Source organism: Leifsonia sp. NPDC058248 (genome assembly GCF_042881905.1).
GTDB lineage: Bacteria > Actinomycetota > Actinomycetes > Actinomycetales > Microbacteriaceae > Leifsonia.
In genome coordinates this window covers 311,456-334,279 of sequence record NZ_JBHVXB010000003.1, presented here as the reverse complement: position 1 = coordinate 334,279, position 22,824 = coordinate 311,456, and the positions used below count along the sequence as shown (strand labels likewise).

18 protein-coding genes are annotated in these 22,824 nt (G+C 68.6%); 5 read left to right on the top strand and 13 right to left on the bottom strand.

All coding sequences use genetic code 11. The annotated features are described in order from the left end of the window. Nucleotides 1-6: 6 nt before the first annotated feature. From ACFVV5_RS06940 to ACFVV5_RS06915, 6 genes are all read right to left on the bottom strand, one after another. Nucleotides 7-1,305: a nucleotide sugar dehydrogenase gene (locus tag ACFVV5_RS06940; RefSeq protein ID WP_387240949.1), complete on the bottom strand. Its 1,299-nt coding sequence runs from the start codon at nt 1,303-1,305 to the stop codon at nt 7-9. Nucleotides 1,306-1,390: 85 nt separating this feature from the next. Continuing rightward, nucleotides 1,391-2,935 (bottom strand): DUF2142 domain-containing protein, encoded by a 1,545-nt coding sequence (locus ACFVV5_RS06935; RefSeq protein ID WP_387240946.1) that lies wholly within the window; start codon nt 2,933-2,935, stop codon nt 1,391-1,393. A 9-nt stretch (nt 2,936-2,944) separates the two neighbouring features. Beyond that, the gene (locus ACFVV5_RS06930; protein WP_387240943.1) at nt 2,945-4,654 is read right to left on the bottom strand and encodes a hypothetical protein; all 1,710 of its coding nucleotides are present in this window, start codon (nt 4,652-4,654) and stop codon (nt 2,945-2,947) included. 5 nt (nt 4,655-4,659) lie between these two features. Then, complete coding sequence (locus ACFVV5_RS06925; RefSeq protein ID WP_387240940.1) at nt 4,660-5,907, bottom strand: ABC transporter ATP-binding protein; 1,248 nt, start codon at nt 5,905-5,907, stop codon at nt 4,660-4,662. 11 nt (nt 5,908-5,918) lie between these two features. Continuing rightward, nucleotides 5,919-6,815, bottom strand: coding sequence for an ABC transporter permease (locus tag ACFVV5_RS06920; RefSeq protein WP_387240937.1), 897 nt, complete (start codon nt 6,813-6,815; stop codon nt 5,919-5,921). 84 nt (nt 6,816-6,899) lie between these two features. Continuing rightward, a complete protein-coding gene (locus ACFVV5_RS06915) occupies nt 6,900-8,015 on the bottom strand; it encodes a glycosyltransferase family 2 protein (protein ID WP_387240934.1) in 1,116 nt (371 codons plus the stop codon). Between the two features lie 161 nt (nt 8,016-8,176). On the opposite strand from ACFVV5_RS06915, the gene ACFVV5_RS06910 reads away from it, so the two are divergent. After that, on the top strand, nt 8,177-10,684 hold the full coding sequence (locus tag ACFVV5_RS06910; protein WP_387240931.1) for a glycosyltransferase: 2,508 nt from the start codon (nt 8,177-8,179) through the stop codon (nt 10,682-10,684). Further along, nucleotides 10,681-11,526: a glycosyltransferase family 2 protein gene (locus ACFVV5_RS06905; protein WP_387240929.1), complete on the top strand. Its 846-nt coding sequence runs from the start codon at nt 10,681-10,683 to the stop codon at nt 11,524-11,526. The genes ACFVV5_RS06910 and ACFVV5_RS06905 overlap by 4 nt, the downstream gene beginning before the upstream one ends. Nucleotides 11,527-11,548: 22 nt before the next feature. Here ACFVV5_RS06905 and ACFVV5_RS06900 read toward each other — a convergent pair whose 3' ends face one another. The 3 genes from ACFVV5_RS06900 to ACFVV5_RS06890 form a co-directional block, all read right to left on the bottom strand. Next, nucleotides 11,549-13,660, bottom strand: coding sequence for a cell wall-binding repeat-containing protein (locus ACFVV5_RS06900; protein ID WP_387240926.1), 2,112 nt, complete (start codon nt 13,658-13,660; stop codon nt 11,549-11,551). 93 nt (nt 13,661-13,753) lie between these two features. Further along, nucleotides 13,754-14,626, bottom strand: a complete 873-nt coding sequence (gene rfbA / locus ACFVV5_RS06895; protein ID WP_387240923.1) for a glucose-1-phosphate thymidylyltransferase RfbA — start codon at nt 14,624-14,626, stop codon at nt 13,754-13,756. 4 nt (nt 14,627-14,630) lie between these two features. Next, nucleotides 14,631-15,242, bottom strand: a complete 612-nt coding sequence (locus tag ACFVV5_RS06890; RefSeq protein ID WP_387240920.1) for a dTDP-4-dehydrorhamnose 3,5-epimerase family protein — start codon at nt 15,240-15,242, stop codon at nt 14,631-14,633. A gap of 92 nt (nt 15,243-15,334) precedes the next feature. Here ACFVV5_RS06890 and rfbB point away from each other — a divergent pair, with 92 nt between their 5' ends. The 3 genes from rfbB to ACFVV5_RS06875 are packed head-to-tail and all read left to right on the top strand — an operon-like array spanning nt 15,335 to nt 18,327. Continuing rightward, nucleotides 15,335-16,324: a dTDP-glucose 4,6-dehydratase gene (gene rfbB, locus ACFVV5_RS06885; protein ID WP_387240917.1), complete on the top strand. Its 990-nt coding sequence runs from the start codon at nt 15,335-15,337 to the stop codon at nt 16,322-16,324. A gap of 4 nt (nt 16,325-16,328) precedes the next feature. Next, entirely contained in the window at nt 16,329-17,204 is an 876-nt protein-coding gene (gene rfbD / locus ACFVV5_RS06880) for a dTDP-4-dehydrorhamnose reductase (protein ID WP_387240914.1), read from the top strand. Further along, nucleotides 17,179-18,327 (top strand): glycosyltransferase family 4 protein, encoded by a 1,149-nt coding sequence (locus ACFVV5_RS06875; RefSeq protein ID WP_387240911.1) that lies wholly within the window; start codon nt 17,179-17,181, stop codon nt 18,325-18,327. The genes rfbD and ACFVV5_RS06875 overlap by 26 nt, the downstream gene beginning before the upstream one ends. Nucleotides 18,328-18,342: 15 nt before the next feature. Here the strand turns inward: ACFVV5_RS06875 and ACFVV5_RS06870 are convergent, their stop codons facing one another. The 4 genes from ACFVV5_RS06870 to ACFVV5_RS06855 all read right to left on the bottom strand — a co-directional run bounded on the left by ACFVV5_RS06870 (nt 18,343) and on the right by ACFVV5_RS06855 (nt 22,737). Next, nucleotides 18,343-19,629, bottom strand: coding sequence for an acyltransferase family protein (locus ACFVV5_RS06870; RefSeq protein ID WP_387240908.1), 1,287 nt, complete (start codon nt 19,627-19,629; stop codon nt 18,343-18,345). 88 nt (nt 19,630-19,717) lie between these two features. Then, nucleotides 19,718-21,076, bottom strand: coding sequence for an LCP family protein (locus ACFVV5_RS06865; protein WP_387240905.1), 1,359 nt, complete (start codon nt 21,074-21,076; stop codon nt 19,718-19,720). After that, complete coding sequence (purE, locus tag ACFVV5_RS06860) at nt 21,073-21,579, bottom strand: 5-(carboxyamino)imidazole ribonucleotide mutase (protein ID WP_387240902.1); 507 nt, start codon at nt 21,577-21,579, stop codon at nt 21,073-21,075. The genes ACFVV5_RS06865 and purE overlap by 4 nt, the downstream gene beginning before the upstream one ends. Nucleotides 21,580-21,597: 18 nt before the next feature. Then, nucleotides 21,598-22,737 (bottom strand): 5-(carboxyamino)imidazole ribonucleotide synthase, encoded by a 1,140-nt coding sequence (locus ACFVV5_RS06855; RefSeq protein WP_387240899.1) that lies wholly within the window; start codon nt 22,735-22,737, stop codon nt 21,598-21,600. Between the last annotated feature and the right edge of the window lie 87 nt (nt 22,738-22,824).

The window sequence follows — 22,824 nt, the reverse complement described above, 5'->3', positions numbered from 1 at the left end:
CCCAGCCTAATTGTTCGGTGCGACGCCGATGACGCGGTAGACGACGCCGGGCCAGGCCTCGGCCGAGCTCAGACGACGACCGTCGATGAGGACCTTGATGCCGGGGAGATCGTTCGGGCCGAGGCCCTTGTAGTCGGCGTGGTCTGTCTGGATGAGAGCGGCGTCCGCCGGGCTTCCGACCGTGTACGGCTCGAAGCCGAGAGCGCGGAGCTCCTCATCGGTGTACAGCGGGTCGTGCACGAGAGGGACGGCGCCGCGCGCGTGCAGCGCGTCGACCGTCGGGAAGACGCCGGAGAAGGCGGTCTCCTTCACGCCTCCGCGGTAGGCGGCACCGAGCACCACGACGCGGGCGCCGGCCAGGCTGCCGTAGGCGCCCTCCAGCATCGCGACGGCATGCGACGGCATGGCCGCGTTCGCTTCGCGGGCGGCGCGGACGATGGTCGCCTCCGGGTCGTTCCAGAGATAGAGACGCGGGTACACCGGGATGCAGTGGCCGCCGACGGCGATGCCGGGGCGGTGGATGTGGCTGTACGGCTGCGAGTTGGAGGCATCGATCACCTGGTACACGTCGATGCCGGCGCGTTCGGCGTAACGGGCGAACTGGTTGGCGAGACCGATGTTGACGTCGCGGTAAGTGGTCTCGGCGAGCTTGGCGAACTCCGCCGCTTCGGCCGAGCCCAGGTCCCACACGCCGTTGGCCCGGGCCAGATCGGCGCGCGCGTCGAAGTCGAGGACGGCCTCGTAGAAGGCGATCGCACGCGCGGCACCGCTGTCGGAGAGACCGCCGATCAGCTTCGGGTACTTGCGGAGGTCGGCGAAGATGCGGCCGGAGAGCACGCGCTCCGGCGAGAAGACGACGTCGAAGTCGACGCCCTCGGTCAGGCCCGAGATCTCTTCGAGGCGCGGCTTCCAGCGGTCGCGGGTCGTGCCGACCGGAAGGGTCGTCTCATAGGAGATCAGGGTTCCGGGGGTGAGGTGGGAGGCGACCGACTCGGTCGCCGCGTCCATCCACGCGAAGTCGGGCCGGGCATCCAGGTCGACGAAGAGCGGGACCACGATCACCACGGCGTCGGCGCCCGGCACCGCGTCCGCGTAGTCGGTGGTCGCCCGCAGCGTGCCGGCCGCGATCGCCGAGGACAGCCCTTCGGCCAGTCCGGCCTCACCCGGGAACGGCACCTGGGCGGAGTTGACCAGTTCGACCGTCCGCGGATTGACGTCGACCCCGACCACCTCGTGCCCTTTGGAGGCGAACTGGGTGGCGAGGGGCAGGCCGATCTTGCCTAGAGCGATAACGGCGATCTTCATCTATCTGTCACTTCCCATGGGGTGCAAAACAATCCTGTCAATCCTATTGGCCCGCACCTCGGAGGAGCCTCCGGGCGGGCGCGGTCTACACTGCGGCGACCGGTCGGGTCACCGGCTCGACAGGCTCGGCAGGCTCCTCGAGTGCCTCGAGCCGGGGCGTCCTGATCGCGACGTACCAGAGCGCGAGCCAGATGGCGACGCCGAACGCGAGCGAGCCCACGACCCAGACGACCATGGGGGTGATCGGCACGTGCCACCACCAGGTGACGAAGTGGTTGAGGTTCGGGTCGGTCACCTGGAGGCCGGAGATGTACCGGCGGAGGTTGATGTGCAGCGCTGCGGAGTTCGCGATCGCGATCCCGACGGCGACCACGCCGACCTGGAGCCGGCTGAACGTGATGGGCCGTCCGCGCACGCTCAGGAGGGCGACACCGGCGAACATGAGCAGCAGGGGGAAGATGTAGCGCGGCTGGATCTGGAAGCCGACCAGGGCACGGCTCACGTACAGCGCCCACATCGGGACGACGATCAGCGCGAGTGTCACGGCGCCCAGCGCGAGGAGCTTCCGTGTCGACGCGGAGCGCAGACCGGCGAAGGTGACGCCGCCGAACAGGGCGATGCACGTCACCGAGACGATGGCGGGCATCGGGGTGTCCAGCCAGCCGAGCCCCCAGGTTCCGAGATTGCCCGCCCAGAGCGATGGGAGGTTGAGGAGGTTGTTCCAGAGCAGCGATGACATGGAGACCGGGTTGGCCTTGCCCCCGCTGCCGCCGCCGAAGCCGGACGACGCCACCGCCGACTGCCCGGCCGTGAGGTAGAAGAACACGCCGACGATCACCAGCGCCGCCGGCAGGATCGCCTTCAGCAAGAACGCACGCGTGCGTTCTGCGGTGAGGATGCCGGCGACGATGACAGCCCCCACCGTGTACAGCGCGGAGTCCGCGCGTGCGCCCGCCCCCATCACCGCCAGCACCACGGAGAGCACTCCCAGCCAGATCGCTCTGCGGCCCTGGGATTCGAAGTAGCCGACCAGGGAGAGCCAGAGCGAGCCGCCCGCGATGACCGCCCACGCGCTCGGATTGTTGGAGGCGACGAGGAAGGCGCCGAGCGGCACGATGCCGATCGCCCATGTCCAGAGCAGCGTTCTTCGCCGCGACGGTGCGAGCAGGAGATAGAGCAGCGTCGTGATTCCGACGAACAGCACCGCGTTCACGATGCGCATCCCGATCACCGACGCGGCGACGTTCGGCGTCACGAAGATGCTCATGAACGAGTAGTAGACCGGCGGGTAGATCCCCTCGAAGTTGCCTCGCATGGTCGGGGTCATGGTTCCGGGCGGCGGCACCACCCGGGTCCGGCACTGCACGTTCAGGATCTTGATGTTGCACTTCGAGTCCGCGATCGCGTTCGGCACGGCCCGCTGATCCGGATGCCCCGGCACCGTCTCGCAGATGCCCGGCCGGTCGCCGAGTCCGCACCAGATGCTGGGGAGGTGGTAGTCGTCGTCGGGGCTGGAGCCGATGGGGGACGATACGGCCCAGGCGATGAGGGCGAGAAGCGCGAAGATCGGGACGAGCCCGATGTACGACCAGCGTCTGCGGCGAGTCGGGGCAGAGTGAGAAACGGGCACCACGGAAGCTTACCCGCCCGCTCCACGGCGATCGCCGTACAGGTAGTCGTAGAACTCGTCCTTCAGCGACCGGAGCCCGTGGTACTGGTTCTCGGACTCTTCGGCCATCACCTGTTCGATCGAGACGGCCGACTTGCGCACCGTCCAGCCGTTGGTGCGGGCGTAGTACGTCATCCACTGGTCTTCGAGCATGAGGTAGCGCGCGGGGAGGTCGAAGAACGTCGCATCGCTCACGAGGTCGAGGTCGGCGACCGCGCCGCCCGTCCCTGCGTAGCCGGCGTCCTCCCCCGGCTCGAGCTCCGACCGTCTCCAGTGGCTGCCGTGGTTGGCGAAGGCCCACCAGGCGGCGATGGTGTGCGGGGCGTAGTCGGCGAGCATCCGGTCGACGAAATCGGGCCCGACCTGCTGGTCGTCGTCGAGCATGATGAACGCGCCGCGGGTGCCCGCGTTCCGCAGCCAGCGGGCGACGACGAAACGCGCGACGCCTCCGATGTTCGCCGGCGACGCGTACAGCTCCACCGAGGACAGCGCGCCGAGCGGGAGGTCCGCCAGCACGCGTTCGAGCTCGGCCTGATGCTGGGGCGCGTTGTTCCAGAGCACCAGCCGCACCGGATGCCCGGACTCCTGGGCCGCGAGCATCCGCACGATCTCACCGAGCCGCTGCGGCCGGTTCCAGAGGCACATCACGAGTGGCACGGCGTCGGTGCGGGGTGTGCCGAGGACGACGGTCGGCGGGATCGGCCGGTCGAGCAGTCTGCGCACCGTGGCGGCGCGACGCTCCTCGCCGCGGGCGCGCAGCCAGTGCGCGGTGACGGCCCGGCCGCGGCCGACGGCGCGGCCTGCGCGTCGTCCCGCACCGTTCACGACGCGCGAGACGCCGTCGGCCGTGCGCCCGACGAGACTCCCCGTATAGCCGCGGACCGCGGCCTCGAGTTCGGCGACCTTGTCGGGGAGGGGACGCAGCGTCTCGACCAGCCGAAGCGTCGACAGCAGCGCGGCGCGGACCTCTACCGCCCGTTCCTCGCCGCTCAGGGCCGTCTCGGGCGAGCCGAGGTCGGCGAGCCGCCCCTCGTACTCGAACACGCCGTCGGCGCTTCCGGCCGCAGCGGGCTCTCCGGGCGCGAGCGCGAGATAGCGGGCGACCGCGAGCTCGGCTTCCGCTCCGCCGCCCGCCCGCGCTCGCACCTGACGGATCGACCGCTGGTCGAACCGGAGCACCTCGACACCCGTGCCGGGCACCGGGACGTCCGCGCCCGGGCGGAGGGCGGTGCGGGTGGACGGGGCGACGGTCAGGCCGACCGATTCCGCCTCTGCAGGCGGACGGAGGTCGCGGAAGGTGAGGCGCGCGAGGCCGGAGCCGGTGGCGGCGGGCGCTCCGGTCATCCGGGTCACGGGGGCGTCGACGCGCGCAGCGTCGCGCGTGAGCCTCGCGAAGGCATCGGCGAGCCGGGTGCCGGGGTCGGACGCGATCCAGAACTCGCCGCCGTGGGCGTCGAGGTGCCAGCCCCCGCCCGACGGACTCCAGGTGCGCGCGAATTCGACAGTGGCGTCGAGCTCCGGAGCATCCGGCACCGCCTCCGCCGCCAGGCGCACCTCGTCGTCGTGACTCTCGTCGACGAGGACGATGTGGTCGACGCCTTCGCGCCGATAGTGCTGCACCGAGGACTCGACGATGTCGGCGTCCCCGTCGTTCAGGCGGAGCACCACGGTGAGCGCCATCGACGTCACGCCAGCTTTTCGCCTGAGAGCGCAACCTCGCCGAGATCGTCCGCCACCGGCTCCGCGTGCATCGCGCCGACGGCGTAGGGGTAGTACGGCACGTCGAACGACGCCACCTGCGGCAGGTCGTGGATGTGGCGCCCGGCTTCGTCCATCAGCGAGACGTTCACGAAGTACTTGCCCGAGCCGAATCGTGCGTCTTTGATGGTGAAGCGGATCGTGCGGGGCTCTTTCAGCCGTTTCAGGTGGATGCCCAGACGCTTCGTCGTCGTGCCGTACACCGCCTGACCGTTGGGGGTGTCGATCTGCACAGCCGCCATCCAGTCGTCGAGGCCGTCGAAGTGCTCGACGTCGAGCTCGACCACGAGGTCGTCGCCGGGAGCGACCGGATCGTGCGCGTCTCCGCCTGCCCGATGCACCCGCGCGGCGGTGATCCTGCCGCGCCCCATGATGGCGTCCTGTCCGCCGCCCTCGGCGAGCCGCCGCTCCTCGAGGTTCTCGCGCAGCAGCGACACCGCCTGGTTGGGGTCGCCCTCGAAGATCACGTTGCCCTTGTCGAGCAGGATGACCCAGTCGCACAGCTCGGTGACCTGGCTCAGCGAGTGGGTCACCAGCAGGATGGTGCGACCCTGCTCCTGGAACGAGCGGATCTTGTCGAGGCACTTGCGCTGGAAGGCCTCGTCGCCGACCGCGAGGATCTCGTCGACCAGCAGGATGTCGGGGTCGGTGTGCACCGCGACGGCGAACGCCAGCCGCACGTACATGCCGGACGAGTAGAACTTGACCTGGGTGTCGATGAAGTCGGCGATGCCGGAGAAGGCGACGATCTCGTCGAACCGCTCCTCGGTCTCCTTGCGCGAGAGTCCGAGGATCGACGCATTGAGGAACACGTTCTCCCGGCCTGTGAGGTCGGGGTGGAAGCCGGCGCCCAGCTCGAGGAGCGCGGCGATGCGTCCGCGGTGGCTGACCACTCCGGTCGTCGGCTCGAGGATGCCGCCGATCACCTTGAGCAGCGTGCTCTTGCCGGAGCCGTTGTGTCCGATCAGGCCGATGGTGCTGCCTGCCTTGATCGTTGCCGAGACGTTGCGCAGCGCCCAGAAGTCCTCACGGTGCTGGCGGCCGCGACCGAAGGTCACGAGGCGCTCCTTGAGCGAGTTGTCCTTGCGCACGACGAATCGCTTCGAGACGTCGTCGACCACGATGATCTCGGGGATCCCGGTGCTGTCTGTGCTGGCTTCCACGGTGTTCGGCATCGTCGCTCCCATCACAGTTCCTGGGCGAAGTTGCCCTGCAGACGGGCGAACACGCGCTGGAACCCGAACAGCATGACGAGCCCGACGGCGCAGGCGATCAGGATGCGCGGCATCAGCCACTCCGGGGAGGGCACGTCGTCGCCCGCCACCCACATCGCGCGCTGGAAGCCCAGCACGGCGAGTGTGATCGGGTTGTCGGTGTAGATGTCGAGGAGGATCCCGTCGCCCAGCACGTTCTGCACGGTGGACCACGGGTACACGATCGGCGACGCCCACATCAGGATCATGATGGAGACCTCGACGAGGTATTGGATGTCACGCAGGTAGACGTTGAGCGCCGAGAGCAGGATGGCGAACGCCGTGCCGAAGATGACGATCAGCAGGAACGACGGGACCAGGAACACGATCCCCGGATGCCAGGGGAACTTGCCGAGCGCCAGGGTCGCCACGACCAGGATGCCGAACTGGATGAGGAAGTTGAAGAGGGCGGAGCCCACGCTGGCGAGCGGGAAGATCTCCCGTGGCAGGTAGATCTTCTTGATCAATCCGGCGTTGCCGACGATCGACGAGGTGCCGCTCGAGACGATCTCGCTGAACAACGTGTACGCGGTCAGGCCGGTGAAGACGTAGATCGCGAAGTCGGGGGTGCCTTTCGCCGCCTGCAGGAACTTCCCGATGACCACGTAGTAGATGACCAGCTGCGTGAGCGGCCGCACCAACGACCAGAGGAACCCGAGCGCGCTGTCCTTGTACTTGGCCTTCAGATCGCGGCGTACGAGCAGACCGAGCATCTCGCGCTGCGACAGGACGTCGCGGATGGCCGACCAGGTCTTGCCGAACCCGCCGGCCGTCGGGCCGACCTGCACCATCGGCTTCGTGGCGAGGGCGGCGAAACGCGCCTCGCGCATTTCGTGATCAGTGAGTGGAGTCGTCATGGGCAGGTGTAAGCATAACCGCTCGCCCGGGCGCGGAACCTGAGAGCGCGGGGCCGCTCAGCGTTTGGTGACGCGCACCACCACGCGCTTCCCCGCCCGGAGCAGTCGGCGCACGGGGCGCATCGCCGCAGAGCGCTGAAGCGTCCCGATGCGCTCGTTCAGGATACGGACGTCTTCGATGAGGCCGTCGATGCGCTGCTTGCCCTCGTCGACGTAGTGCAGCAGTTCGTCGATGCGGGCGTCGCGGGCGCGGATCTCGCCGATCGACTGCGCCTCGCTCGCGGCCAGCACCGGACCCCACCGTCGTGACGCCGTCACGTCGTCGTCGTCGAGCGGCTCGTCTGCCACGACCGAAGGAACGGCGGAGGCGATCCGGGTGTCCTCCACGAACACGCCATCCCGGATGCCCGCCTCCAGCTCGTCGCGGTCGGGATGACGGATGACGTAATACGCCTTCAGCGCCCCCGCCGCCCAGCGGTGGTATTCGCGCATCCCGTGGTGGTTCGGGCTCGGCCGGAGCACCGGATTCGCCTCGTAGGCGCGGCCGGCCTTCGCCACCTTGCCCTCGAACTGCTCCCAGGAGCGCCACGGGAAGTGGAGCACCTCGATCCCCAGCCCTGCCGGGACCTCGCCGTTCTGCTCGAGGTTGACGAAGTGGTTGCCCTGGGCGACCTCGATGTCCGGGCTGCCGATGTGCACGGCATCCGGGGTCGAGTGCGAGTGGATGCCCAGCTCGTTGAGCCGCGCGACCGGACGGGTGTCGCGGTACACCAGTCGCTGCAGCCCGCTCCCCCGCAGAGCGGGGGCCCCGGTCATGTCGACGACCTCGACCTGGAAGGTGCGGAGCTCGGTGGGGAGCTGCTCGAACACCTCGCGCAGCGTCGCCCCGCCCGCGGTGGGGAGCCAGAACTCGTCGGCGTCGGCGTTGATCACCCAGTCGGCGCCGAACTCGGTGGCCGCATCCCGCGCCATGCCCGTCACGACCGAGTGCTGCTGCTTGCGCTGCACCGGGTCGTGCCGCAGGACGATCCGGTCGCCGTACGACTCGAGGATCTCGACCGTGCCGTCGATCGACCCGTTGTCGGTGACGATGAGCGTGTCGACGCCCTGCGCCAGGGAGTGATCGATCATCGATCCGATGATGTCCGCCTCGTCGCGGACCATCAGGGTCATTACCAGTCTCACGGTCGTGTTCACACCTTCGGGTTGGGAGTGCCGGGGGCAAGGACTCAATCATTTCATATGGAGACTCTCAGCACTCGGAGGCCTGCCAGACGCACCTTGTAGACTGCTCCGCGTTCATCGACGGACGGCAATAAGGGATATCGGGGTATATGAAGAAGCGTCGCACCGGGGTCGTATCAGTGGTCCTCGTCAATTTCCGCGGTGCGGATGACACCATCGAATGCGTGCGGGGGCTTCAGCAGCTCAACTGGCCGAGCGACCTTCTCGAGATCGTCGTGGTGGAGAACGGCTCGGGCGACGACAGCATGGAGAAGCTGGGCGCACTCGGCGACGCCATCACCCTCATCGACTCGGGCGCGAACCTCGGCTTCACCGGTGGCTGCAACCTCGGCGTCGCCGAATCGACCGGCGAGTTCGTCGCCTTCCTGAACAACGACGCGAAACCGCACCCCGACTGGATCGCCGAGGCGATCGCCACGTTCGCGACCGGGCTCGACATCGGAGCGGTGGCCAGCAAGGTGCTCGACTGGGACGGCGTGAACGTCGACTACCTCGACGCCGCCGTCACCTGGTACGGGATGGGCTACAAGCCGCACGCGGGCGAAGAGGACCGTGGCTCGTGGGACGTGGAGAAGGACGTGCTGTTCGGCACGGGCGCCGCCATGTTCATCCGTGCCGCGCTCTTCGAAGAGCTCGGCGGCTTCGACGACGACTACTTCATGTTCTACGACGACGTCGACCTCGGCTGGCGACTCAACCTGCTCGGACACCGGTTCCGGTTCCAGCCCAAGTCGCTGGCGTACCACAAGCACCACGCGTCCATGAACAAGTTCGGCAACTTCCGCGAGGAGTACCTGCTGGAGCGCAACGCGCTCTACACCCTTTACAAGAACCTCGACGACGAGTCACTCGAGCATGTCTTCCCGGGCGCGCTGCTCCTCGCCGTCCGGCGGGCCGTCGCACGCGGCAAGCTCGACTCGACCGCGCTCGACCTGCGCAACCCCGGCGGCGACGACGAGCCGACGATGCCGGTCTCCAAGTCGACGATGGCGGGCATCTTCGCGATCGATCGTCTCGTCGAGCTGCTTCCCGAGATGAGCGCGGCACGCGAGAAGGTGCAGGGCACGCGCGTCCGCAGCGACCGCGAGCTCCGCCGGCTGTTCGGCAAGGTCGACGAGCCGGCGTACCCGATCGAGAGCTACCTCGAGGGCTACGAGAAGATCGTCCGCAACCTCGACGTCCTCTCCGTCTCCGCCCGCCGTCGCATCCTGGTCATCACCGGCGACCCGGTGGGCGGCCGCATGGCGGGCCCGGCCATCCGCGCCTGGCACATCGCCAAGGAGCTCTCGGGCGAGCACGACGTGCGCCTCGTGTCGATGAACCGGGTCGAGGCCGTCGATGCACCGTTCGAGCTGGGCACCATCTCGCACCACCGGCCGAGCTCGGTGGTCGAGCACGAGAAGTGGGCCGACATCATCATCGTGCAGGGCAACGCGCTGGTCCTGTTCCCGGCGCTCGAGAAGTCGCAGAAGATCATCGTTGCCGACATCTACGACCCGATGCACCTCGAGCAGCTCGAGCAGGGGCGCGGGCAGACCATCTCGCTCTGGAACAAGCAGATCGGCGACGCCACCACCTCGCTCAACTACCAGCTCGAAGTCGGCGACTTCTTCCTGTGCGCCAGCGATCGCCAGCGGCACTTCTGGCTCGGCCAGCTCGCCGGCCTCGGCCGCGTCAACGCCTATACGTACTCCCGCGACTCGGAACTCGACTCACTCATCGCCATCGCACCGTTCGGCATCGCCAGTGAGGAGCCGGAGCAGACGCGCCACGCCATCCGCGGTGCCGTGCCCGGCATCGGCCTCGACGACAAGGTGATCGTGTGGGGAGGCGGGATCTACAACTGGTTCGACCCTCAGACGCTCATCCGGGCGGTCGGCGAGCTCGCCCTCGAGCACACCGACGTCAAGCTGTTCTTCATGGGTGTCAAGCACCCGAACCCGGATGTGCCCGAGATGGAGGCCGTCGGCGAGGCGAAGCGCCTCGCGGAGGAGCTGGGCCTCCTCGGCACCCACGTCTTCTTCAACGACAACTGGGTGCCGTTCGAAGACCGTCAGAACTACCTGCTCGACGCCGACCTGGGCGTCTCGACGCACTTCCAGCACGTCGAGACGACGTTCTCGTTCCGCACGCGCATCCTGGACTACCTCTGGGCCGGCCTGCCGATCGTCACCACCGAGGGCGACAGCTTCGGCGACCTCGTCGCGGAGCGCAGCCTGGGCGCCGCCGTGCCCGAGCGCGACCAGAAGGCGCTCGTCTCAGCGATGGAGAGGTTCCTCTACGACGACGAGGCCGTCGCGACGGCCCGCGCGAATGTGGCGGTCGTCCGCGAGGACTTCCGCTGGTCGCGCGCTCTCGCACCCCTGATCGCCTTCTGCCAGAACCCGGCGCACGCGGCCGACAAGATCGTCCTGCGCAAAGGCGAGAAGGCCAAAGGCAAAGGCAAGGGCAAGAAGAAGAACTCCGACCGCGTGCCCAGCACGGGCGTGCGCCGCGACTTCGAACGGGCCATGTACTACCTCCGAGAGGGAGGTCCCGGGGCCGTCATGACGCGCTACCGCGCGCGTCAGACCCGCAGGCGCGACTCCGCCGGATGACCGGGCGCTCGGTTCTCGTCGTCACTGTCACCTACGACTCCACGGAGGCAGTGCGCCAGTTTCTGGCGTCCATCCCGGATGCCGGCGAGTCGATCGGCGAGGTGATCGTCGCCGAGAACGCTTCGTCAGAGGCGCTGCAGACCAAGGCTGTCGCCGGGGCGGCCGGTGCGCGGTTCCTTCCGCTCTCCAGCAACGTGGGCTACGGCTCCGGCGTCGCAGCGGCGATCGACGCGGCCTCGAAGCCGTACGACTACATCCTCGTCTCGAACCCGGATGTCGTGCTCGGACGGGGATCGGTCGACGTCCTCGTGGCGGCCGCGGAGGAACGGCTCGACGGCGGATCGTTCGGCCCGAAGATCCTGACCTCCGAAGGCGACGTCTATCCGTCCGCCCGCCGGCTCCCGAGCCTGGGCACGGGGGTCGCCCACGCCCTGTTCGGGCGGGTCTGGCCGACGAATCCGTGGTCGATGAAGTATCGCGCCGAACGGGAGAGCGACCAGCGGCGCAACGCGGGCTGGCTCTCCGGGGCGTGTCTGCTCATCCGCCCGTCCGCCTACCGTGACATCGGCGGCTTCGACCTCTCGTACTTCATGTACTTCGAGGACGTCGACCTGGGCGACCGGCTCGGCCGGGCCGGCTGGTCGAACGTCTACATCCCCGAGGCCGTCATCACCCATTCCGGCGCGCACTCGGCGTCGCGGAACGTGAAACGCATGGAGCGGGCGCATCACGACAGCGCCTACCGCTACCTGTCGCGCAAGTACTCGGGCTGGTACAACGCGCCTGTGCGCCTTGCGCTGCGTCTCGGCCTCTGGGGCCGCCTCTGGTGGATCTCCCGCTAGAACGCCGACGCTACCGGCCGCGTCAGCACGGCCGGAGGTCGTTCACCGACACGGAGAGCGCCGCGGGACCGCCGAGCAGGATCACCTTCTTGGCGCCGAGCGTCACGATGTCGTTCCCGATCGTGCGCGGAAGGCAGGTGCCCGGAATCACGAACAGCGGACTGGACATCACGCCGGCGGCGGAGGCCCCGGACAGAGCATCCGGGAACGACAGCCCCGTCGCGAGATAGACCGCCGGTGCGCTGGTGAACGCCGCCATGTTCACCAGGTGGCTCGTGTTGTAGCGGTTCGATCCGCCGAACCGGCTCGGTGTGGACCCGGCCTTCGCGATGCTCGCCTCGAGCGTGACCGGCATGACCGCCGGCCCGCCCACGATCGCGACGGAACGGATCCTGGACGACTTCAGGTAGGCGGCCGTGCTCGGGTCGATCGACGCAGCACGGTTGTCGACGAGAAGGATCGGACGCTTCGCGGCTCCGGCCGCAGCGGTCGCCGACAGGGCATCCGGGAAGTTGAAGCCCGACGCCACGTAAGCGGCGGTCGATGCGCCGAACACCGCGGACGCGACCGCACGGGAGGTGGCGAACCGGTTGCTCCCGGCCAGTCGCTGCACGTTGGGCTGGATGGCGCGGAGCTTCGCCGCCACGCCGTCGCTCACCGCGGCTGGCCCTCCGACGATCACGATCTTCTTCGGCGCGAGCCGGGTCAGCTCGGCAGCGATCGTCGAGGGAAGAGCGTTGGGGGCGACGAGCAGCAAAGGGCCGCCCTGAGCGGCAGCGGCGGGACCGGCGCTCAGCGCGTCGGCGAATTTCGTGCCGGAGGCGATGAAGGCGACGGGGACGCCCGAGGCCGGATAGGTCGCGCGCGAGACCGCCACCGACGTGGAGAAGCGGTCGCCGCCCTGGAACCGCGACACCGGCGGGCTTCCCAGGAGGGACGGCGAGTAGAACACCGTCTTGCAGCCGAAGCCGGCATTGCCCGCCGAATTGCCTGTCGTCGCCACCGCTGTCACGCAGGCCATGAACTGGCCGTTGGCGCCGTTGCGCGGGATGGAGACCGAGAAGCCGTGCGCTGCGCCCGCCGACGGGTAGACATTGCCGACATCGGGCCGCGATCCGCTGGCGACCATGCTCTTGGTGGTGACGCCGGCCGGGGTGTTCAGGCTGACGGACACGGTGATCGACTTCTGCATGAGCGACTGATCGATCGCCCAGCCGCTCACGGTGAACGCGGTCGCACTCAGCACGGCGGTGTCGAAGCTCCCGATCGGCGGGACGCTGCGGGTGGTCGAGCCGAACCAGTCGGTGTAGATCCGCCAGAAGTTGCGGTTGCCGTACGCCGAGCACGCGTCGCCGGTTCCGTAGAGGTTGGCGAGAGCCGCTGGGTTCGGCTGATAGGGCGTGTAGTAGTAGAGCGCGGCGGTCGCGGCGTTCTGGATGACCACGGACGGGGCGGCGCACGTCATGACGGGGCTGTACCGGATGGCGGTCGCCTTGCCCACCGGGAACCAGGTGAACGTGTTGCCGGTGCCGGGCGGGTTGCTGTAGCGCTTGTACTGCCAGGCCGCCTTGTACACCTGGTTGTAGAACCCGTAGTAGAGCGCGTCGCAGGGGGCCGTGTCCGGGCAGGCGTACCCGGTCGCGCTCCGGTACTGGTTGGCGCTCGGGGAGTCGTCCGTGACGAGACTCTGCTCTTTCTGGAGCAGGACGAGCAGCACCTTCTGGCTGATCCCGCAGGCACGCCCGACTTTGAAGATGATGGTGGCGGCGCTCTCCACCGCTCCCCCGGTGTAGGCCGCGCACATCGCGTCCGCCGCGCGCGACACCGTCTTCTCGGTGTAGCTCTTGAGGCAGGTGAAGCCGGCCCGGCAGGTGGGGACCTGGTTGTTGAGGAACGACTGGATCGTGCCCGTGTCGAGCACGCTGCCGTTGAAGAAGTTGTAGTCGCTGATGATGTAGCCGGGGTTGAAGCCGGATGCGACAGCGGCCTTCGCAGGCCCGCCCACGCTCGCCCTCACCGCCGATGCAGCGGGTTCCGCGTCGGCCGGCGCGGCGATCGTCGCGCTGCCGAGCACGACGGCGATGGTCGTGAGGAGGGCAGCGAGGAGTCTCGTGCGGGCTGGTCGGAGCAACACGCTTACCAACCTAGTCAGATTCGGAGCGTATTGACCTCAGCCACGCAACGAAATTGCTCCCACGCGCACGATGACGCAATTATCGAGCGATGCTCAGCTTTCCGGCGTGGCGAGCAGACCGTTCAGGTACCGTCCGTAGCCGCTCTTGACGAGAGGGGCGGCCAGCTCACTGAGGCGGGAGTCGTCGATCCACCCGGCTCGCCAGGCGATCTCCTCGATGCAGCCGACCTTGAAGCCCTGCCGGTCCTCGATCACGCGCACGTACTCGGAGGCCTGCATCATCGACTCGAACGTCCCGGTGTCGAGCCAGGCCGTGCCGCGGTCGAGCACCTGAACCTGCAGCTTGCCCGCATCCAGGTACCGCTCGTTCACGGTCGAGATCTCCAGCTCGCCGCGGGCGCTCGGCTCGATCGTCTTGGCGATCGCCACGACCGAGTTGTCGTAGAAGTAGAGACCGGGAACGGCGTAGTTGCTCTTCGGCTTGACCGGCTTCTCCTCGATCGAGCGGGCGATGAAGTTCTCGTCGAACTCGACGACGCCGTACGCGGTCGGATTGCTCACGTGATAGGCGAAGATCAGTGCGCCGTCGATCTCGCTGTGGTTGCGAAGCGACGAGCCGAGTCCGGCGCCGTGGAAGATGTTGTCGCCGAGCACCAGCGCGACCGACTCCTCGCCGATGAACTCCTCGCCGATGATGAACGCCTGGGCCAGGCCGTCGGGCGACGGCTGCACGGCGTACTCGAGCCGGATGCCCAGCGAGGAGCCGTCACCGAACAGCGCTTTGAACTGCTCGTTGTACTCGGGCGTGGTGATGATGAGGATCTCGTTGATGCCGGCCATCATCAGCGTCGACAGCGGGTAGTAGACCATCGGCTTGTCGTAGATGGGCATGAGCTGTTTCGAGATGCCCTTGGTGATCGGCCACAGCCGCGTACCGGATCCGCCGGCGAGGATGATTCCGCGCATTCGTCTACTTGCCTCCGTTGTTCAGCGAGGCGTAGTACGCCCGCGCGGCCTCCCAGGTGGGCAGGAGACCGCTCTCCGCGGCCTCCGCCAGCCCGGGGGCGTCAGTGTCTTTCGGCGAGAGGAGCAGCTCCCCCGCCTCGTCGGGAAACCGCAGGCCGACCTCGGGGTCGAGCGGGTTGATGCCGTGTTCGCGGGTGGGGTTGTAGACGTCGGTCACCAGGTAGCTGACGGTCGCGTCGTCGGTGAGCGCGACGAAGCAGTGCCCGAGGCCTTCGCCCACATAGATCGCCCGGCGGTCGGTGTCGTCGAGCAGGACCGAGTCCCACGTTCCGAAGGTCGGCGAGCCGACGCGGATGTCGACCACATAGTCGAGCACGGCGCCGCGCGTCGCTGTCACGTACTTGGCCTGGCTGGGCGGGACGTCGGCGAAGTGGATGCCGCGCACCGACCCGCGCCGGGAGACCGACGTGTTCGCCTGCTTGAGGTCGAGGGAGTGCCCGATCGCCTCTTCCAGGCGGTCGAAGCGGTACCACTCCAGGAAGACGCCGCGGTCGTCGGCGAACTGCTTGGGGGTGATTTCGTACGCGTCGGGGACGGAGAGTTCACGGATTTGCACCCACGGAGTCTACCAATCGCCTCCTGAGTGCGGCGTTCATGGTCCGCGCTAGACTCGTTGCCGATCTGTCGACAGAAAGCACCCATCACCACATGAAGATTCTCGTCACCGGCGGCGCCGGTTTCATCGGCTCCAACTTCGTCCGCCGCACCCTCCAGGACGCCTACCCGGGCCTCGAAGGCGCCGAGGTCGTCGTGCTGGACGCCCTCACCTACTCGGGCAACCTGGAGAACCTCGCGCCGGTCGCCGACTCACCGCGCTACACGTTCGTGAAGGGCGACATCCGCAACGGCGGCCTCCTCGACGAGCTGTTCCCGTCCATCGACGCCGTCGTCCACTTCGCCGCCGAGTCGCACGTGGACCGCTCCGTGCGCGACGCGTCGATCTTCGTCGAGACCAATGTGCTCGGCACGCAGCAGCTGCTCGACGCGGCGCTGCGCAACAATCTGAAGCGCTTCGTGCACGTCTCCACCGACGAGGTCTACGGCTCCATCGCCGAGGGCTCCTGGGCCGAGGACCGGCCCCTCGAGCCGAACTCCCCCTACTCCGCCAGCAAGGCGGGCAGCGACCTTCTCGCCCGCAGCTACTTCCGCACGCACGGCCTCGACCTCTCGATCACCCGGTGCTCGAACAACTACGGGCCGTACCACTTCCCCGAGAAGGTCATCCCGCTCTTCGTCACCAATCTGATCGACGACAAGCACGTCCCCCTCTACGGCGAGGGGAACAACATCCGCGACTGGCTGCACGTCGACGACCACACGCGCGGCATCGCGATGGTCCTCGTCAACGGCCGCGCCGGCGAGATCTACAACATCGGCGGAGGGACGGAGCTCACGAACAAGGAGCTCACGCAGCTCCTCCTCGACGCCACCGGCAAAGACTGGTCGTACGTCGACCGCGTCGCCGACCGGCTCGGGCACGACCTCCGCTACTCGGTCGACATCTCGAAGATCCGGTCCGAGCTCGGCTACGAGCCGCTCGTCCCGTTCCAGCAGGGTCTCGCCGACGTGGTGCAGTGGTACCGCGACAACCGGTCCTGGTGGGAGCCGCTGAAGGCCCGCGCCGCACTGGACAATTGAGCGCATGACCCGCTACCTCATCACCGGCGCCGCCGGAATGCTCGGCCAGGACCTCCAGAAGGCCCTCACCGGCCGTGAGGTCACCGCGCTCCGCCGCGCCGACCTCGACGTGACCGATCAGGAGGCCGTGCTCGCCGCGGTCGCCGGCCACGACGTCGTGATCAATGCGGCGGCGTACACGAAGGTCGACGACGCCGAGAGCCATGAGGACGAGGCCTACGCGATCAACGCGACGGGGACCGAGAACCTCGCCCGGGCGGCGAAGCAGCACCGGGCGCGCCTGGTGACCGTGTCGACGGACTACGTGTTCGACGGAAACGGAACCGCTCCCTACGAGGAGGACGCCCCGCGCGACCCGATCAACGCCTACGGCCGCACGAAGGCGGCCGGCGAAGAGCTCGCCCTCGCCGCGCATCCGGATGGCACCTACGTCGTCCGCACCGCCTGGCTCTACGGAGCGGGCGGCCCCAACTTCGCCAAGACCATGCTGCGCCTGGCCGCGAGCCACGAGACCGTCGGCGTCGTCGACGACCAGCGCGGTCAGCCCACCTGGACGGGAGACCTCGCCGAGTGCATCGTCGCCCTCGTCGACTCGGATGCCCCCGCGGGCATCTATCACGGCACCAACTCGGGCGAGGCGACCTGGTACGAGTTCGCGAAGGCCGTCTTCAGCCAGGCCGGTTTGAACCCTGATAGGGTCACACGGACCGACAGCTCCCAGTTCGTGCGACCGGCACCGCGACCCGCGTACTCGGTGCTCGGTCACCGGGCCTGGCGAGACGTCGGGCTCGAGCCCATGAGGGCATGGCAGGATGCGCTGGCCGACGCCGCGCGAGACGGAGTTCTGGAGCAGCATGACAACCCTGAGAGTGGTCGTTGACGAGCTCATCGGCGACGCTCCCGGTGGGTCCCTCCGCTACGCCGAGGAGCTGACCCGGCAGATCATCGCCACGGCCCCTCCCGGCTGCGAGGTCGAGGGCATCGTGTCGAACGTTCCGCAGGAGACCCTCGACGACCTGACGGCGCGGCTGCCCGGCATCGCACGGCTCGTCCGGCTGCCGCTCGCCCGCCGCGAGCTGATCATGGCCTGGCAGTCGGGCCTGGCGCTGCCCGGCGCGGGCGGCATGATCCACGCCCCCACCCTGCTCGCTCCCCTGCGCAAGCACGACCGGGTCAACGACGGCGACCAGATCGCCGTGACGATCCACGACGTCGTGCCGTGGACCTACCCGGAATCACTCTCGTCGACCACCGTGATCTGGCAGAAGGCGATGGCCAAACGCGCCCGCAAGCACGCCGACGCCGTGGTGGTGCCGACGCACGCCGTCGCCGATCGGCTGGCCGAGTTCGTCGACCTGGGCGACCGCGTCCGGGTCATCGGCGGCGCACCGGCCACTACGCTCCGGCTGCCGGCCGATGCCGACGAGCGCGCCGCGCGGCTCGGCCTCCCCGGCCGCTACGCGCTGACGCTGGGCTCGATCATGCCCCGCAAAGGCCTCGTGCCGCTCATCCGGGGCATCGCGCGACCGGAGGCCCAGAGCATCCCCCTGCTCATCGCCGGTCCCGACCGCTACGGCGAGGGCTCGGCCACGGGCGTCGCCGCTGCCGCCGGGCTGCCCGAGGACCGCGTGCGTGCGCTCGGGTACCTCGACGATGCCGACCTCGCGGTCGTGCTCGACCGTGCGACGGTCTTCGTCTATCCGAGCCTGGCCGAAGGGTTCGGGCTCCCCATCGTCGAGGCGTTCAAGTTCGGCACGCCGGTGATCCACTCCGACGACCCCGCGCTCGTCGAGGTGGCCGCCGGTGCGAGCCTCATCGTCGAGCGTCCTTCGAGGCCCGACGACACCGACGGGTATGCGGAACGGCTCGCCGAGGCGATCGGCCGGGTGCTCACCGACGACACGCTGCGCTCGCGGCTGAGCATCCTCTCGGCCGACCGGGCGAGGGCGTTCAGCTGGCGCGACTCAGCCGAGCGGGTCTGGCAGCTCCACGCCGACCTGTAGGCCGGCGGACGGCCGTCACCGGTCGGCGCTCACCCGCTCGCGCTCGGCGTCGGCACGGGCACCTTCACTGACACGACCACCGGCCGCTGAGCCGGTCTCCGCACGGTCGCGAGCCGGACGGGCATCCGCGTCGATCTCCTCGCGTCCGAACCAGGCGGTATAGCGGGCCGAGGCCCAGGCGCCGACCGAGCGCGACCATCCGTGGCTGCGCTTCTCGACCAGCCAGGTGAACCCGACCGCCACGAGGATCGCCACCGGCACGGCGAACAGCAGCGGCACGAACCACGGCTGGCCTGCGAACAGGTAGCTGCTGAAGATGAGGATCGGCACATGCACCAGATACAGGCTGAACGAGATCGCACCGGCGAACTGCAGCGGACGCGACTCGAACAGCAGGTGCAGGGGCTTCCAGCCGATGGCGGCCACCACGATGGCGGCGGCGCCGAGCGGCGCGAGGCCCTTGAGCACGGCGACCAGCTCACCGGCGTCGCCCGCGCCCTGGCCGAGCAGCCACGGCGCGATCATCAGCATCGAACCGCCCAGAGCGATCAGGAACCAGAGCGGATGCCGGAACCGGCGGGCGTTCATCCGGTCGGCGAAGAGGCGCACGGCATCCAGCCGGACCGCGAGCACAGCGCCGACGAAGAAGGCGGGCAGGTAGCTGAGCGCCCCCGAGTCGGTGCGGACGCCGAGCCAGGTGAGTACGACAGCACCGGCCAGCCCGGCCATCCACCACTTGCGCACCGCGATCGCGGCGATCGCGACCACGGGCAGCGCCAGCGAGAAGACCAGCTCCCAGCGGAGCGACCACAGCGGGTTGTCGATCTGCCCGTCGCCGCCGAGCAGGTCCCAGGCCTTGACGATGTACTCCCACGAGAAGTTCGGGGTCGACGAGTCGCTCAGCCACGTTCCGGCGGGCTGCACCGAACGCTGCGGGATGGCGATGACGAACGCCGCCGCCACGACGACGGCCCCCATCACGGGAACCATGAGCCGGACGACGCGACGCGGGAAGTACGCCACCCAGTCGAATCCGCGCTTGCGGACGACCGGGAGCGACACCACCAGTCCGGAGAGCACGAAGAACACGATCACGGACTCCCAGCCGGCCGTCGCGAGCTTCAGCGGCGTGTAGCTGATCCACCACATCGGGGAGCCGGTCTGAACGTTTCCGGCGCCCGGAGTACCGGGGAACGCAGGGTTCGTGTACATGGCGTGATGGGCGAGAACAATCAGCGCGGCAAGCCCGCGCAGTCCATCAAGAGCGGCGAGCCGCTCGCTCGGTTTCGTCTTCACCTTCACACCAGTACTCGACATAGGGCGGCTACGGTACCCCTGGCGCCTCTGAAGATCCTGTGACCCGTTCAGGGGTCAGATGTGAGCGAAAACCCTACTTTCCCGTGGGTTTCGGCGTCGGTGCGGCGAAGGAGGCCTGTACCAGCCGGTGGATCTGCGTGTAGTCCGGATCGTCCGGTGCGATCAGCGGCGGGACCAGCTCGAGCTGCTTCACCGGGAGTTTGCGCGTCTTCATTCCGAGGTCGACGAAGTACCCCAGCATCGACTGCGGAATGTCGGTCTTGACGACCTGAGTGCCCGCATTCGCGATGCCCTGGAACTTGGAGACGACGTTCACCGGGTTCACCTGCTTCAGGATGGCATCCTGCAGCTGGCGCTGCCGCGCCATCCGGTCGTAGTCGCTGGTGCCGTGACGGGAGCGGGCGTACCACTGGGCGGTGTAGCCGCTCATGTGCTGCACACCCGGCTTGATCCACGAGACGACGCCGTTGAGATTCTCGTCGCCGCCGATCGGGAGACGCTCCTTCACGGTGACCTCCACGCCGCCCAGCGAGTCGATGAGGTCGGCGAAGCCCTGCATGTCGATGAGCACGTAGTACTGGATGGTCAGTCCGGTCGCCCCCTCGAGCGCATCCCGCATCGCCTCGATGCCCGGATCGCTGTTGTGCTTCTTCGCAGCCGGGAACAGGTCGGACTTGTAGAGCGCCGCCTCGGTGTAGATCGAGTTGAGCTGGCACACGTCGACGTCGCAGCGCCCGTTGTAGCCGTATCCGTCCGGGTAGAGCGCGTGGAGCGGCGACGTCGCAGGGAACGGCACCGGGTCGAGGTCGCGCGGCAGGCCGATGGTGACCGCCTGGCCCGTGCTGGCGTCGATGCTGACCACCGACATGCTGTCCGGGCGGAGACCGTCGCGGTCGGGCCCGGCGTCCCCGCCGAGCAGCATGATGTTGTACCGCCCGGCAACGGGAGGCTGAGACGGTCCCGCCGAGAAGATGTCGCCGAGGGCGCCGCGGGCCGACCCGGCGACGACGGAGGCGTAACCGGCGGTCCCGGTGATGCCGACCAGCATGATCACTGCGAAGGCAGCGATCCAGCCGCGCGCCGAGGCCGACGTCTTCACGAGCCGGATGAGCCGCAGGGTGTCCAGCGTCAGCACGACCCAGAGAACCGCGTATGCCACGAGGAGGAGCTGCAGGGTCAGGAGGCTGCCGGTCTGGGTGAACAGCGTGTAGAGCACCGTCGGCCAGATCAGGTAGACCACGAGCGTCACGATCGCGAGCAGCCAGAGCAGGAGGGTCGCGACGATGCCGATCCGGCCGAGCCGGCGGTTTCCGGCGAGCACCTGGGCTGAACCGGGCAGCAGGAGGTTGGCGGCCACGAGCCACCAGCCCCGCCTGGTCATGGTCGGGGCGGATGCGGTGTCCGGGTGACGGAGCGGGCTTGCGATGGTCATAGTCGTGCTTTGAGGGCCTGGTTCTTCTGCTCCACGGACGCCTCGAGGTCGGCCGCGAAGCGCTCGAGGGCGGCGGTGAGCTCGTCGTCGGAGGTAGCGAGGATCTTGATCGCGATCAGTCCCGCGTTCTTCGCGCCCCCGATCGACACGGTGGCCACCGGCACCCCGGCCGGCATCTGCACGATCGAGAGGAGCGAGTCGAGGCCGTCGAGTCGGGCGAGCGGCACGGGCACCCCGACGACCGGGAGGGTGGTGACCGACGCGAGCATCCCGGGCAGGTGCGCGGCGCCCCCGGCTCCGGCGATGATGACCTTGAGGCCGCGACCGGCGGCGCGCTTGCCGAAGTCGATCATCTTCTCGGGCGTGCGGTGCGCGGAGACCACTTCGACCTCATGGGCGATGCCGAACTCGGTCAGGATCTGCGACGCCTCCTGCATCACGTTCCAGTCCGAGTCCGACCCCATGACGACGGCGACGCGCGGCTGGCTGGAGGTGGCAGGCATGGCCTCCATGCTAGAAGCTCAGTCGGCGAAGAACGCCGCGGCACTCCGGGCGATGTACACCACGTCTTCGAGATCGTCGCCGGTGACCGTGACGTGGCCGACCTTGCGGCCCGGGCGCGGCTCTTTGCCGTACCCGTGGACCTTGGCTTCCGGATGCGCAGCCAGAGCAGCCGGGTACCGGTCCTGCAGCGTCCCCTCCGCCGGCCCGCCGAGGATGTTCACCATCACCGACCAGTCGTCGCGGGCATCCGGTGCGCCCAGCGGCAGGTCGAGCACGGCACGCAGGTGCTGCTCGAACTGACTCGTGACAGCCCCCTCGATGGACCAGTGGCCGCTGTTGTGCGGGCGCATGGCGAGCTCGTTGACGAGCAGTCGCCCGTCGGTCGTCTCGAACAGCTCGACCGCGAGGACGCCGGTGACCCCGAGGCCTTCAGCGACGCTGCGGGCGATCCCGGCGGCGAGATCGGCGACCCGGCCGGCCGTGCCGGGGGCCGGCGCGATCACCTCGGCGCACACTCCGTCGCGCTGGATGGTCTCGACCACCGGCCACGCGGCCATCTCGCCCGACGGCCGGCGTGCCACCAGCTGGGCGAGCTCCCGCCGGAAGGAGACCAGCTCCTCGACCAGGAGCGCGCCCCCGCGGCCGTCCTCGGCGAGCGCGAGGAACCAGTCGTCGGCGCCCGACGCATCCGTGACGACGCGCACGCCTTTTCCGTCGTAACCGCCGCGCGCGGTCTTGACCACCGCGCGGCCTCCGTGGTCGGCGAGGAACGCACCGAGCTCGTCGGCCGACTCGATCGACGCCCAGTCGGGCACCGGCAGGCCGAGCTCGGTGAGCTTGGCGCGCATGTGGAGCTTGTCCTGTGCGTAGAGCAGCGCATCCGGACCCGGGTGCACCTCGATGCCGCGCGCGACGAGTTCACGCAGAATGGCCGGCGGGACGTGCTCGTGGTCGAAGGTCACCACATCGACGGTCTCGGCGAACGCGAGGACGGTGTCGAGGTCGCGATAGTCGCCGACTCCCGTCGCCGCGATCTCGGCGCTCATGCCCTCGGCCTCCTCCAGCACGCGGATGTCCACGCCGAGCTCGATCGCCGGAGGGATCATCATCCGTGCCAGCTGACCCCCGCCGATGACTCCCACCGTGTTCTTAGCCATTAACCGTGCTCTCCTCGATTTTCTTCAGGCTGACCCGGGACAACTCCCAGATTGGGCCTCGAATTCTCGCGTACGCTAGCGAGCGCA